The organism is Streptomyces sp. NPDC006261, assembly GCF_040613515.1.
Classification (GTDB): domain Bacteria; phylum Actinomycetota; class Actinomycetes; order Streptomycetales; family Streptomycetaceae; genus Streptomyces.
The window spans coordinates 19,212-31,246 of record NZ_JBEXSI010000014.1 but is presented as its reverse complement, the minus strand read 5'-3'; the positions used below and the strand labels follow the sequence as shown (position 1 = coordinate 31,246).

Sequence of the window (12,035 nt, the reverse complement as noted above, 5' to 3'; positions counted from 1 at the left end):
TCCGGCCACCGTTCGCGGGCGCCGCGCCACCGACGACCAGTTAAACGGATTTTATCCCTTTAGCACGTATTGTCGCGCTATGCCCACGCCCTACGGTTCACGAGGCGGCATGGCGTTCAGCGCGGACGAGCTGCGGGTGCTCCGACGTGCCCTTGCCATCGCCCTCCACCCCATGCCCCTGTCCGACGAGGATGTCCAGGACTGCCTGCGGCTCGCGGGCTCCGTGGACGAGGCGGTCGGGGAGGCGGGCCGGCTGCGAGCGTTCCTCCTCGCCGACCTCGCCCGCTACCGCGCCGCCCTCCCCGGCTCCGTCACCAGCTACCTGGAGCTCCTCCAGGACGCCCTGGCGGCCGGTTACGACCCCCGCCCGGACGATCTGGCGGCGCTGCGCGCGCTACGCGGGCAACCCCTGGCCGCGGCCCTCCTGGAGCGCTGCCAGATCCTTGCCGAGCGCTCCGTGCGCGCCCGGCTCGCCGGCCGCTCCGCCGCCCTGGCGGCCCCCGGCCCCCGCAGCCGACTGCTCGCCCTGCCGGGCGGCAGGGCGGCAGGGCGGGAGCCGGACCGCCCCAAGGCCCCGGCCGCCCCCGTCCCGGGCCGCACACCGGCCCCCGGTCCCCGCCCGGCGCCCAAGCCCTCCGAGGTCTTCCCGCCCCGGCGCCGCCCCACGCCGCCGCCCCCGGCGGAGGAGGAGCGCGCCGCGGGCTGACCCGCCGCCCGCACGCCCGCCCGCACGCCCGCACGTACGCCCCGCACGACGGAACGCCGCGGCCTCTACCGGGAGGTCGCCGCGTCCCTTCGTGCGGGGCTCGCTACTCTGGACGGCATGGACTACGTATCCGCGCTCGTGCCCCCCGTGGTGATGGCCATCTTCTTCATCGGCCTGGTCGTGACGATCGTCAAGAGCCAGGGCGGCCCGAACAAGGCCAAGGAGGACGGCGCCGTGGACGCGGCGATCGCCCGTGCGGAATCCGTAAAGCAGACCGCTCGTCCGGAGAATGCCTGACCGCACGGTCCGCCCCCTCCCACCCCTGGAGCGCACGGCTCATGAGAGCCGTGCGCTCTTTTGGCTCTGCAAATAACCAGTCATTCAGGACATCTGGCACTAAAGTGATCCTGTGCCCCGCCAATTGGGAGAGCTGGAAGACGCCGTGATGACACGCGTCTGGCAATGGAACCGTCCGGTCACTGTGCGGGAAGTCCTTGAGGACCTCCAGCAGGAACGGTCCATCGCCTACACGACGGTGATGACGGTAATGGACAATCTCCATCAGAAGGGCTGGGTCCGCAGGGAAGTGGACGGCCGGGCATATCGATATACGGCCGTCTCCACCAGGGCCGCCTACTCGGCCGCACTGATGAACGAAGCCTGGTCGCAGAGCGACAACCCGGCCGCCGCCCTCGTCGCGTTCTTCGGCATGATGTCGCCGGAGCAGCGCGAAGCACTCCAGGACGCTGTGCGCATGGTTTCCCCGAACCCGGCGGACAACTCCGCGGGCAATCCGGCGGGCGGCTCGGCGGGCAATGCGGCAGGCGGTCCGGCGGGCAATCCGGCAGGCGGCCCACCGGAACCGACCGCCGGAGCCCCCGAAGGCTCCGCCCCGGCCGATGGCGCGGAGCCCGGGAGCGGGCGATAGCGTCGGGGCATGTCCCCAGAGCAGCCGCAAACCGAACCGGATACCGACTTTCATACCGACCCGTCGGTAAATAAGCCTGCCATCACCGTCCGCCGGGCCAGGACAAGTGATGTGCCATCCGTACGCCGGCTCCTCGACGGGTACGTGTCCGGCGGCATCCTGCTCGACAAAGCCACCGTCACCCTTTATGAGGACATCCAGGAGTTCTGGATCGCGGAACGCGACGAGGATGCCCGGGTCATCGGCTGCGGCGCTCTCCACGTGATGTGGGAAGACCTCGCGGAAGTCCGGACCCTCGCCGTCGACCCCCGCATCAAGGGGGCAGGGGTGGGGCATCACGTGTTGGAGAAGCTTCTGCAGACCGCCCGCCGGCTCGGGGTGCGCAGGGTTTTCTGCCTCACCTTCGAAGTGGACTTCTTCGCGAAGCACGGGTTCGTCGAGATCGGCGAGACTCCGGTCGACACCGATGTCTACAGTGAGCTGCTGCGTTCCTACGACGAGGGCGTCGCCGAGTTCCTCGGTCTCGAACGAGTGAAGCCGAACACCTTGGGCAACAGCCGGATGCTTCTGCACCTGTGATGCGCGGATGATGTGCGGAAGCCCTGCATCCCTATGTCCGAATCGCGCATGTTTCCCGTGTTCTCGCGCTCCTGAACCTCTCCCGGGGGTTTGTGTTTTCCCGAGAAAAGCGGTTTCCTTTCCGCGTACTCCATTTTCGATGAAAGGAAATCCCGTGGCACAGAAGGTTCAGGTCCTTCTTGTCGATGACCTCGACGGTGTCGAGGCGGACGAGACCGTGACGTTCGCGCTTGACGGCAAGACGTACGAGATCGACCTCACCACGGCCAATGCGGACAAGCTTCGCGGTCTTCTCGAGCCCTACACCAAGGGTGGCCGCCGCACCGGTGGCCGTGCCGCGACGGGCCGTGGCAAGGGCCGCGCCGTGGCCGGTGGCAACAAGGACACCGCGGAAATCCGCCGGTGGGCCCGGGAGAACGGCCACAACGTGAATGACCGTGGCCGCGTTCCCGCCGAGATCCGCGAGGCTTACGAGAAGGCCAACGGCTGATCTGCCGGACTGCCCTTACGCAGCCCGGCCCGGGCACGCGACAACCGGACCCGATGGCATTCGGTCGCCGCGGCGTCCACCAGGCGTACGAGATCGGGGGCATCCCCACCGCTGCTCCCGAAGCCCGCGAGAGCGGGAAGCGCCGGTCCGGGCACACGCCTCGGCTCGGGGGGCCGCAGCCACACGGCGGCCCCCGGCGAGCCCGCACCACCCCGGGGTGACGGAGCAGGGATCCGGCCCCCCGCCCCCACGGCGGTCAGATCGAGTGCGATCGGGCCCCACTCCAGCCAGTCGAGCAGCCCCGGCAGCTCATCGGCGCCGCCCGCGGCGACCAGCAGCCCCATCCGTCCGCCGCTCAGCAGCACCGGACCGGTCCGCACGGGGCGGCGCAGCAGGGAGTGACCGGCCTCGGCGGGAAGCTCCAGCACGTCGAAGCGGACCCCGGTGAGCAGCCGCACCGGAGCGCGCCCCTCGGTCGCCCAGCCGAGCTTCCGCTCGTACCACCGCGCGACGTCGGCGGGACCCGGAAAGGTGTCGGGCGACGATCGGCGCGGCGGAACGATGAAGGCCATGTCCGATGAACCGCTGAACCGACGGTGAAGTTACGCAGAGTTTCCATGCGATCACGTGGTGTCCGGTTCTTGAGGGCGCGCGGGAGCGTGCAGCAGCGCAAGGTTGTTCGCCCGTAGCGGAGGGAACCGGGGTGCGCCGCATGGACTGTCAGTGATTGCGGGTAAGACTTTCCTAGTGGGAAGGGGCGACACGCTGGCCGAGACGTCTCGCGTTCGCCATCGGCGTACTGGCGAAAGGGGTATCTGCCTGGCCTGCGGGAACATCGTCTCGCACCATCGGGTTGGAGCAGTTGTCAGCTGTTCGGCAGTAAGAATCCCCGCCCGGTGCGGGGTGATCCGGACGGATGTCGGCAGTTGGAATGAGCTGTCCCGTCCTGCGGGACTAGCATGCGGAAGGACTGGGAGGGGACCGACCCCTCACTGACCGACCGCTCTGAGGAGCGATTAACGATGTTCGAGAGGTTCACCGACCGCGCGCGGCGGGTTGTCGTCCTGGCTCAGGAAGAAGCCCGGATGCTCAACCACAACTACATCGGCACCGAGCACATCCTCCTGGGCCTGATCCATGAGGGTGAGGGTGTCGCCGCTAAGGCCCTGGAGAGCCTCGGGATTTCGCTCGAGGCGGTCCGCCAGCAGGTGGAGGAGATCATCGGGCAGGGGCAGCAGGCTCCTTCCGGGCACATCCCCTTCACCCCGCGAGCCAAGAAGGTCCTGGAGCTCTCGCTCCGCGAGGCCCTTCAGCTGGGCCACAACTACATCGGCACCGAGCACATCCTGCTCGGCCTGATCCGCGAGGGCGAGGGCGTCGCCGCCCAGGTCCTCGTGAAGCTGGGCGCCGACCTGAACCGGGTCCGGCAGCAGGTCATCCAGCTGCTTTCCGGATACTCGGGCGGCAAGGAGACGGCGGCCGCGGGCGGCCCCGCGGAGGGCACGCCCTCCACCTCCCTGGTGCTCGACCAGTTCGGCCGGAACCTCACCCAGGCCGCTCGTGAATCCAAGCTCGACCCGGTCATCGGGCGCGAGAAGGAGATCGAGCGGGTCATGCAGGTGCTGTCCCGCCGGACCAAGAACAACCCTGTCCTCATCGGCGAGCCCGGCGTCGGCAAGACGGCGGTCGTCGAGGGCCTGGCCCAGGCGATCGTCAAGGGCGAGGTGCCCGAGACCCTCAAGGACAAGCACCTCTACACCCTGGACCTCGGTGCCCTGGTCGCCGGTTCGCGGTACCGGGGTGACTTCGAGGAGCGCCTCAAGAAGGTCCTCAAGGAGATCCGCACCCGCGGCGACATCATCCTGTTCATCGACGAGCTCCACACGCTCGTGGGTGCGGGTGCCGCCGAGGGCGCCATCGACGCGGCTTCGATCCTGAAGCCCATGCTGGCGCGGGGCGAGCTCCAGACCATCGGTGCCACCACGCTCGACGAGTACCGCAAGCACCTGGAGAAGGACGCCGCGCTCGAGCGCCGCTTCCAGCCCATCCAGGTCGCGGAGCCGTCGCTGCCGCACACCATCGAGATCCTGAAGGGTCTGCGCGACCGTTACGAGGCCCACCACCGGGTCTCCATCACGGACGAGGCCCTCGTCCAGGCCGCGACCCTGGCGGACCGGTACATCTCGGACCGCTTCCTGCCGGACAAGGCGATCGACCTGATCGACGAGGCCGGCTCCCGGATGCGCATCCGCCGGATGACCGCGCCGCCGGACCTCCGCGAGTTCGACGAGAAGATCGCGGGCGTCCGCCGTGACAAGGAGTCGGCCATCGACTCCCAGGACTTCGAGAAGGCGGCTTCCCTCCGCGACAAGGAGAAGCAGCTGCTGGCGGCGAAGGCCAAGCGGGAGAAGGAGTGGAAGGCCGGCGACATGGACGTCGTCGCCGAGGTCGACGGCGAGCTCATCGCCGAAGTCCTGGCCACGGCGACCGGTATCCCGGTCTTCAAGCTGACGGAGGAGGAGTCCTCGCGTCTGCTGCGCATGGAGGACGAGCTCCACAAGCGCGTCATCGGGCAGAAGGACGCCATCAAGGCCCTCTCGCAGGCGATCCGCCGTACGCGAGCCGGCCTGAAGGACCCCAAGCGCCCTGGTGGCTCGTTCATCTTCGCCGGTCCGTCCGGTGTCGGTAAGACGGAGCTCTCCAAGACGCTCGCCGAATTCCTCTTCGGCGACGAGGACGCGCTGATCTCCCTCGACATGTCGGAGTTCAGCGAGAAGCACACGGTTTCCCGTCTCTTCGGTTCGCCCCCCGGTTACGTGGGCTACGAAGAGGGCGGCCAGCTCACCGAGAAGGTGCGCCGCAAGCCGTTCTCCGTCGTCCTCTTCGACGAGGTCGAGAAGGCCCACCCCGATATCTTCAATTCCCTGCTCCAGATCCTGGAGGACGGTCGTCTGACCGACTCCCAGGGCCGGGTCGTGGACTTCAAGAACACGGTCATCATCATGACGACCAACCTCGGGACCCGGGACATCTCCAAGGGCTTCAACCTGGGCTTCGCCGCCCAGGGCGACGTCAAGACGAACTACGAGCGGATGAAGACCAAGGTCAACGAAGAGCTCAAGCAGCACTTCCGGCCGGAATTCCTCAACCGTGTCGACGACACGGTCGTCTTCCACCAGCTGACCGAGGAAGACATCATCCAGATCGTCGACCTCATGCTCGCCAAGGTGGACGAGCGGCTCAAGGACCGGGACATGGGCATCGAGCTCAGTTCCGAGGCCAAGTCGCTCCTGGCGAAGAAGGGCTACGACCCCGTGATGGGCGCCCGGCCGCTGCGCCGGACGATCCAGCGTGAGATCGAGGACATCCTCTCCGAGAAGATCCTCTTCGGTGAGCTGCGCCCCGGTCACATCGTGGTCGTCGGCGTCGAGGGTGAGGGTGACGAGAAGAAGTTCTCGTTCCGCGGCGAGGAGAAGTCGGCTCTGCCCGACGTCCCCCCGATCGAGCAGGCGGCAGGCGGCGCCGGCCCGAACCTGTCGAAGGAAGCGTGACGCCCGCGCCTATGGCGTGAGCTTGTGGTGAAGGGGCTGTCCCGGACCGGTATCCGTACCGGTTCCGGGGCAGCCCCTCTGCCATGTCAGGAGATGCCGGTCTCCAGCCGGTCGCCTACTTCTCCGGCGCCGACGAGGGGCGGGGTGGCGGGCGCGGAGACGCTCGCGCCGAGGTCGGCCAGGACGGATCGTCGGGGACGCTGCCGTGAATACGTTCGGGCGCAGCTCGACGCAGGCCCTGCCCAGGGCCGGTGCGCAGAGCTCCGACGCGAGGACCTGGGAGAGCGGGACGCACTCGATCCGGCGGCCCTCACGCCGCTGCTGAACCTGCCGGGCGATGCCCAGGAGTACGCCCCCGGCGAAGACCGGCCCACCGAGAGCCCGAACGGTGCCGTGGGCCTGCCGTCAGGGCGGGCGGGTGGCGCGCTGTCCGACTCGCAGACCAGCGGGTCACGCACCCGGCCCGCCATGGGCAGGCCCGTCGCCGTGTACTGGTCCGCCGCCAGCCGCTGGTCGGGGCCGTAGCGCTGCTCGCGAGGGAAGCCGCTGATCTCGCCCCCGGGGTCGCCTGCCGGGTTTCCCGTCACCGCGGTGATGCAGCAGGCTCAAGGTCCCGAATCGGAAGGACTTGGGTCCCACCGGCGGTGACAAGGCGCACAGGCCGAAACAGGCCTACTACCCGCGCTAGGAGAGGGTGCCAGGGGCGGTGGAGGGACCTTCGACCCGGCAGGGGGAGGTCCCACCCATGCGGCGGGCAATACGGCCCGTTCGCGGTGCCATGTCCGGAAAAGTGCCCCTGGAGCTGCGTTTAAACGCCTTGTGGGTGAGGGGTCTCGTCGCTCGGCCCGGGCCTCCGAAGCGGGGCAACCGCGATGAATTCCCGGCCCCCCTTCTACGGCTTTTCTTCGTAGATGGGGTGTTTGAGTACCGGCGGGGGTGCGGGTTACCAAGGTGGAGCAAGCCCGGACAGCACGCCGGGTCCACTCACCTTCGGAGGACTTCACCGTATGAAGCGCGCAACGAACCAGCACACCATCCGCCCGTCCGCCTCCCGCATCCGTGGCGCCGTTCTGGCCGCCGGCCTGGGAGCGTCCGTGGTGCTGGGTGCAGGCTCGGCGTTCGCGGCCGGCAACGCCGACGCCGCCGCTCCCCTCGCCGCGGGCACCGCCCAGTCGGTCGCCCAGCAGGCGACCGCGCAGAGCAAGGCCGCCGAGACGGCCAAGAAGACGGCGGCGCAGAAGGCCTCCGACGCGAGGAAGAAGGCCGAGGACAAGAAGAAGGCGACCAAGAAGAACGCCGCCTCCTGGAAGACCCCGGTCAAGAAGTACACGCTGAGCGCCAGCTACGGCACCGGTGGTGCCCGCTGGGCCGCCAAGCACTCCGGCCAGGACTTCGCCGTGCCGATCGGCACCCCGGTCAGCGCCGTCCACACCGGCACCATCGTGAAGGCCGGCCCGAACGGCGGCGGCGACGGCCCCGCGTACGGCAACGCCGTCGTGATCAAGCACTCCAACGGCAAGTTCTCGCAGTACGCGCACCTGTCGAAGATCAACGTGAAGATCGGCCAGCAGGTCAAGACGGGTCAGAAGATCGCCCTGTCCGGCAACACCGGAAACTCCAGCGGCCCGCACCTGCACTTCGAGATCCGCACCAGCCCGAACTACGGCTCGGCGCTGAACCCCGCCGCGTTCCTCCGCTCGGTGCACGTCTCCATCTGATCCGGCCGGCGTAACCGCGCGGACCTGCCAGGGAGACCCGGCGGCCGCGCAGCACAACCGAACAGAGTCAGTGGACCCGTTACACCCCGGTACCCGGGGCGTGCGCCCGGTCACCCGATCGACGGCGACGTCGAGGACAGCCTCATGGCTCGCTCCTCGGGGTCGCCGTCGGCGTTCCCCGTCCTGTCTTTCGCGGTCCCGCAATGGGGTCGCTGGCCTCCGGGCCCGGCATGACCGGGTCCCCCTGCCGAAGGCCGACAACCCCCGGAAGGCCGACAAGCTGCCTCACCCCTGCGGCTGCCGCTCGCCCGCCGTCCGCAGCATCGGGAAGCTCCCCGTCGCCGTCGGCGCGTGTTCCGGCAGCCACAGCACCGCGATCGCCCCGCCCGTGCCCTCCGCCGCGCCCGAGGGCGCCGCGTTCCGGAAGGTCAGCCGGGCCCCCAGCACCCTGGCCTGGCCCGCCGCGATCGTCAGCCCCAGCCCGTGCCCGTGTCCGGCCCGGTCCACGGAGCCCGTACGGAACCGGCTCGGCCCGTCCCGCAGCAGCTCCTCCGGGAACCCCGGCCCGTGGTCCCGGACCCGTACCACCCGGCCCTCCACCGTGACCTCCACCGGGGTGGAGCCGTGCCTGGCGGCGTTGCCGAGGAGGTTGCCGAGGATGCGCTCCAGGCGGCGCGGGTCGGTGGAGACCCAGGACTCGTGCACCACCTGCACGGTCACGTCCGGGTCCAGCAGCCCGATCCGCCGGCTGACGAACTCCCCGAGCGGCAGCTCCTGGAGTTCCGCCCGCTCCGAGGCGCTGTCCAGGCGGGCCACCTCCAGCACGTCCTCGACCAGCGTCCGCATCGCCTGGGCCCGGTCCCGTACCAGCTCGGTCGGGCGGCCCGGCGGCAGCAGCTCGGCCGCCGTGAGCAGCCCGGTCACCGGCGTACGCAGCTCGTGCGCGATGTCGGCGGTGACCCGGCGCTCCGCCTCGATCCGCTCGTGCAGCGCGTCGGTCAGCGCGTCGACCGCCCGCGCCAGCTCGTCCGTCTCGTCACGGACGACCCCGCCGACGGCCTCCCGCACCCGTACGTCGGTGTGGCCCTCGGCGACCCGGCCGGCCGCGGCCGCCGCCTTGCGCAGTCGCCTCGAGAGCTGGCCGCCGATGAGGACGCCGAGGGCGCAGCCGCCGAAGACGACGGAGACCGAGCCGATGATCAGCGCCCGGTCCAGGTCGTCCATGATCGTGGCGGAGCGGTCCGCGAACCGGGTGTGCAGCGAGAGCACGTCCCCGTTGGCCAGCGGTACGGCCGCCCAGACATCGGGCACCCCGTCGGAGGTCTGCGTCACATGCGTGGCCCGCCGGTTCTTGCGGACCTCGTCGCGCAGGCTCGGCGGGATCGCCGGGTCGTTGAGCTTCGCCCCGAACTTCGGTCCGCCCTTCTGCATGCTCGTCGCCTCGTAGAACCGCTGCGCTCCCAGCAGCCGCTCCAGCTGCACCTCGCGGGCGTTCTCGATCATCGAGACCCGGGCCGCGTTGTGCACGACGAGGCTCAGCGCCACGGCGATGAGCGCGCCGACCGCGGCGATGGCGATGCTGATCTTCCAGCGGACACCGGTCCGCAGCGCCAGTCGTTTCATCCGCCTGTCCCCGGCCGCCTCATCCGCGCAGCTTGTAGCCGAAGCCGCGGACCGTCTCGATCCGGTCCTGGCCGATCTTGGTGCGCAGCCGCTGGACGTGCACGTCCACGACCCGGGTGTCGCCGCCCCAGCCGTAGTCCCAGACCCGCTCCAGGAGCTTGTCGCGGGAGAGCACGGTGCCGGGCGCGGAGGAGAACTCCAGCAGCAGCCGCATCTCGGTGGGCGTCAGCGCCACCTGCTCACCGCCGCGCCGCACCTCCATGCCGTCCGTGTCGACCTCCAGGTCGCCGAAGGCCAGCACCCCGCCGAGCCCCTCGGCCTCCCCTTCCGCACCGCCCTGGCCCGCTCCCTCCGGCCCGGCCGCGTGACCGAAGCGGCGCAGCACGGCCCGGATGCGGGCGACCAGGACCGCGCCGTCGAAGGGCTTGGTGACGTAGTCGTCCGCGCCGGCCTCCAGGCCGAGCACCACGTCGATCGAGTCGGCCCGTGCGGAGAGCATGATCACGGGCACGGTCGACTCGTCCCGGATGCGGCGGCACAGGCTCACCCCGTCGAGCCCCGGCACCATCACGTCGAGCAGCGCGATGTCCGGCCGGTCGGCCCGGAAGGCCTCCAGGCCCAAGAGCCCGTCGGGCATCGCGGTGACGGTGAAGCCGACCCGCTCCAGGGCGAGCTGGGTGGCCTCACGGATGACGTCGTCGTCCTCGACGAAGAGGACGTGGGTCTCGGCCATGGAGGTCGTATCTCGCTTTCAGTTCCCGCTCGGGTCGGCCGGTTCCACCGGTTCCACCGGTTCCGCCTGGGTGGGCGTCTCGATGTCGCCGCCGTCGACGGCACGGCTGAAGTCGTTGTGCACCCGGTCGTGCTCGGTGAAGCGCTCGTCGGCCCAACGGTAGGTGACCACCTCGGAGCCGGACGGGTAGGCCAGCGGGTCCTTCGATCCGTAGACCTGGGTCGTCACCACGAGGTCGCCCCGGTCGATGGTTCCGTAGACGGCCGGGACCTCGGCCATGAAGACGTTCTCGTACGAGCCGTCCTCGCGGGCGCGGTAGACGTACGTCCCCATCCCCACCGAATCGGCGCAGCTCATCACGTTGACCACGACATCGGCGGCCGGTCCGCCGGTCATCGAGCCGTAGGAGGTGTCGACCGGGTAGGCCTTGCCGGCGCAGGGCCGGAGTCCCTCCCGGACCCGCTCGCTCACGGTGGGGTCGCCCTTGAGGAGGGCCACGGCGTCGACCCGCTTGGTGGGCGGGGCCGTGCCGGAGGGGGTGGGGCGGGGGGAGACCTGGACGACCGGCTGCGTGCCCGCGGGGCCCTCGTCGCGGGTACCGGTGCCGCCGGTGGCGCAGCCGACGCAGAACAGCCCGAAGGCGGCGAGTCCGGCCAGGGCCGTACCACTCGCCGCCATACCTGCCCGGAATCCGCGGGTCCGGCGGGGTCTCCCGGAGGGGGCCCCGTCGTCGGTGCCGCTCCCGCCGCTCCCGCCGCCGTTCTCGCTGCCGTCGCTGCTGGCTGTCAGGCCGCGCACCGCTCCCGCCCCCGCTCGTCGTGACGCCCGTCGTGCCGCACCGGCGTGTGTCCCCGCGCCGCCGTGACGGAGGTGACCTTCGCCGTGGCGGCGGCCCTCGTCCGCTGGGCCGGGACCCGGCCGGTGGCGGTGGGCGCCGCACTCCGGACGCTTCCGGCCGACTGCGGGCTCCCGGTCTCCGGGACGCCCCCGGCCTGCCGGTGGTTCCCGGTCTCGCGGGCGCTCCCGGCCCCCCGCCGTCCCCCGGTCTCCCGGGCGACCGCCTCGCGGCTCGTCAGCTCCCGGCTCTCCAGCTCCTGCCGCAGCCGCGCCAGCGCCCGGTGCAGGGTGCTCTTGACCGTACCGGCCGACATACCGAGCGCCGCGGCCGTCTCCTCCGTGCTCATCTGCTCCCAGTGTCGCAGCACGACGACGCTGCGCTGCTTCGGAGCCAGGATCCCGAGGATGTCCATCAGCAGGGCACGGTCCGCGCGCTGCTCACTGCCGTCGTCGACGCTCGCGTCGGGCAGCTGCTCGGTGGGCACCTCGTCGAGCTTGCGCGCCCGCCACCACTCCGTACGGGTGTTGATCATGACGCGGCGCAGGTAGGCGTCGGCGAGGGACTTGTCGGCGATGCCGTCCCAGCGGCCGTACGTCCGCACCAGCGCGGTCTGCAGCAGGTCCTGTGCGTCGACGGGGTCGGGGACCAGACGTCGTGCGCTGCGCAGCAGCGCCTCCTGCCGTGTGCGTACGTAGTCCTCGAATGCGAGCACCTCGCCCTGCGCCATGACAACCGCCTCCGTCCCCGTGAATCCCCGTGTACTGCTGTCGGAGACGCTACGGAGGCGTTGTCACGAGGTTGTGCGGAGCAGCCGTACGCCGACGCACGGCTGCCCATCGGTTGTGTAACAGCGCCGGTTCAGGACCGCA

At 70.3% G+C, this 12,035-nt stretch carries 13 protein-coding genes; 8 read left to right on the top strand and 5 right to left on the bottom strand.

Going from position 1 to position 12,035, the window contains the following annotated elements; all coding sequences use genetic code 11:
* Positions 1-109 precede the first annotated feature (109 nt).
* The 5 genes from ABZ154_RS11495 to ABZ154_RS11475 all read left to right on the top strand — a co-directional run bounded on the left by ABZ154_RS11495 (position 110) and on the right by ABZ154_RS11475 (position 2,703).
* Entirely contained in the window at positions 110-706 is a 597-nt protein-coding gene (locus ABZ154_RS11495) for a hypothetical protein (protein ID WP_356831518.1), read from the top strand.
* Positions 707-823: 117 nt separating this feature from the next.
* Positions 824-1,003: a hypothetical protein gene (locus ABZ154_RS11490; RefSeq protein WP_214959895.1), complete on the top strand. Its 180-nt coding sequence runs from the start codon at positions 824-826 to the stop codon at positions 1,001-1,003.
* A 112-nt stretch (positions 1,004-1,115) separates the two neighbouring features.
* Positions 1,116-1,634, top strand: coding sequence for a BlaI/MecI/CopY family transcriptional regulator (locus ABZ154_RS11485; protein ID WP_356831324.1), 519 nt, complete (start codon positions 1,116-1,118; stop codon positions 1,632-1,634).
* A gap of 9 nt (positions 1,635-1,643) precedes the next feature.
* Positions 1,644-2,213 (top strand): amino-acid N-acetyltransferase, encoded by a 570-nt coding sequence (locus ABZ154_RS11480; RefSeq protein ID WP_356831322.1) that lies wholly within the window; start codon positions 1,644-1,646, stop codon positions 2,211-2,213.
* A 154-nt stretch (positions 2,214-2,367) separates the two neighbouring features.
* Positions 2,368-2,703 carry an Lsr2 family protein gene (locus ABZ154_RS11475; RefSeq protein WP_003968298.1) on the top strand — a complete coding sequence of 112 codons (336 nt, stop codon included), beginning with the start codon at positions 2,368-2,370 and terminating at the stop codon, positions 2,701-2,703.
* Here the strand turns inward: ABZ154_RS11475 and ABZ154_RS11470 are convergent.
* On the bottom strand, positions 2,682-3,275 hold the full coding sequence (locus ABZ154_RS11470) for an SCO3374 family protein (RefSeq protein ID WP_356831320.1): 594 nt from the start codon (positions 3,273-3,275) through the stop codon (positions 2,682-2,684). The genes ABZ154_RS11475 and ABZ154_RS11470 overlap by 22 nt on opposite strands.
* 450 nt (positions 3,276-3,725) lie before the next feature.
* On the opposite strand from ABZ154_RS11470, the gene ABZ154_RS11465 reads away from it, so the two are divergent.
* The 3 genes from ABZ154_RS11465 to ABZ154_RS11455 all read left to right on the top strand — a co-directional run bounded on the left by ABZ154_RS11465 (position 3,726) and on the right by ABZ154_RS11455 (position 7,972).
* Complete coding sequence (locus ABZ154_RS11465; RefSeq protein WP_356831318.1) at positions 3,726-6,254, top strand: ATP-dependent Clp protease ATP-binding subunit; 2,529 nt, start codon at positions 3,726-3,728, stop codon at positions 6,252-6,254.
* 83 nt (positions 6,255-6,337) lie between these two features.
* Positions 6,338-6,463, top strand: a complete 126-nt coding sequence (locus ABZ154_RS11460; RefSeq protein ID WP_356831316.1) for a hypothetical protein — start codon at positions 6,338-6,340, stop codon at positions 6,461-6,463.
* Between the two features lie 798 nt (positions 6,464-7,261).
* Positions 7,262-7,972, top strand: a complete 711-nt coding sequence (locus tag ABZ154_RS11455) for a M23 family metallopeptidase (RefSeq protein WP_356831314.1) — start codon at positions 7,262-7,264, stop codon at positions 7,970-7,972.
* A gap of 285 nt (positions 7,973-8,257) precedes the next feature.
* Here the strand turns inward: ABZ154_RS11455 and cseC are convergent, their stop codons facing one another.
* The 4 genes from cseC to ABZ154_RS11435 all read right to left on the bottom strand — a co-directional run bounded on the left by cseC (position 8,258) and on the right by ABZ154_RS11435 (position 11,893).
* Complete coding sequence (cseC, locus tag ABZ154_RS11450; protein ID WP_356831312.1) at positions 8,258-9,595, bottom strand: two-component system sensor histidine kinase CseC; 1,338 nt, start codon at positions 9,593-9,595, stop codon at positions 8,258-8,260.
* A 19-nt stretch (positions 9,596-9,614) separates the two neighbouring features.
* Positions 9,615-10,328 carry a two-component system response regulator CseB gene (gene cseB, locus ABZ154_RS11445; protein ID WP_356831310.1) on the bottom strand — a complete coding sequence of 238 codons (714 nt, stop codon included), beginning with the start codon at positions 10,326-10,328 and terminating at the stop codon, positions 9,615-9,617.
* A gap of 18 nt (positions 10,329-10,346) precedes the next feature.
* A complete protein-coding gene (locus tag ABZ154_RS11440; RefSeq protein ID WP_356831516.1) occupies positions 10,347-11,006 on the bottom strand; it encodes a hypothetical protein in 660 nt (219 codons plus the stop codon).
* Between the two features lie 107 nt (positions 11,007-11,113).
* Positions 11,114-11,893: a SigE family RNA polymerase sigma factor gene (locus tag ABZ154_RS11435; protein WP_356831308.1), complete on the bottom strand. Its 780-nt coding sequence runs from the start codon at positions 11,891-11,893 to the stop codon at positions 11,114-11,116.
* Positions 11,894-12,035 lie beyond the last annotated feature (142 nt).

Bases quoted from the DNA above. Each gene is read 5' to 3' on its own strand.
- ABZ154_RS11480 (WP_356831322.1), top strand. From the start codon at position 1,644: ATGTCCCCAGAGCAGCCGCAAACCGAACCGGATACCGACTTTCATACC.
- ABZ154_RS11435 (WP_356831308.1), bottom strand. From the start codon at position 11,893: ATGGCGCAGGGCGAGGTGCTCGCATTCGAGGACTACGTACGCACACGG.
- ABZ154_RS11455 (WP_356831314.1), top strand. From the start codon at position 7,262: ATGAAGCGCGCAACGAACCAGCACACCATCCGCCCGTCCGCCTCCCGC.
- ABZ154_RS11440 (WP_356831516.1), bottom strand. From the start codon at position 11,006: ATGGCGGCGAGTGGTACGGCCCTGGCCGGACTCGCCGCCTTCGGGCTG.
- cseC (WP_356831312.1), bottom strand. From the start codon at position 9,595: ATGAAACGACTGGCGCTGCGGACCGGTGTCCGCTGGAAGATCAGCATC.
- ABZ154_RS11465 (WP_356831318.1), top strand. From the start codon at position 3,726: ATGTTCGAGAGGTTCACCGACCGCGCGCGGCGGGTTGTCGTCCTGGCT.
- ABZ154_RS11495 (WP_356831518.1), top strand. From the start codon at position 110: ATGGCGTTCAGCGCGGACGAGCTGCGGGTGCTCCGACGTGCCCTTGCC.
- cseB (WP_356831310.1), bottom strand. From the start codon at position 10,328: ATGGCCGAGACCCACGTCCTCTTCGTCGAGGACGACGACGTCATCCGT.
- ABZ154_RS11490 (WP_214959895.1), top strand. From the start codon at position 824: ATGGACTACGTATCCGCGCTCGTGCCCCCCGTGGTGATGGCCATCTTC.
- ABZ154_RS11470 (WP_356831320.1), bottom strand. From the start codon at position 3,275: ATGGCCTTCATCGTTCCGCCGCGCCGATCGTCGCCCGACACCTTTCCG.
- ABZ154_RS11460 (WP_356831316.1), top strand. From the start codon at position 6,338: ATGTCAGGAGATGCCGGTCTCCAGCCGGTCGCCTACTTCTCCGGCGCC.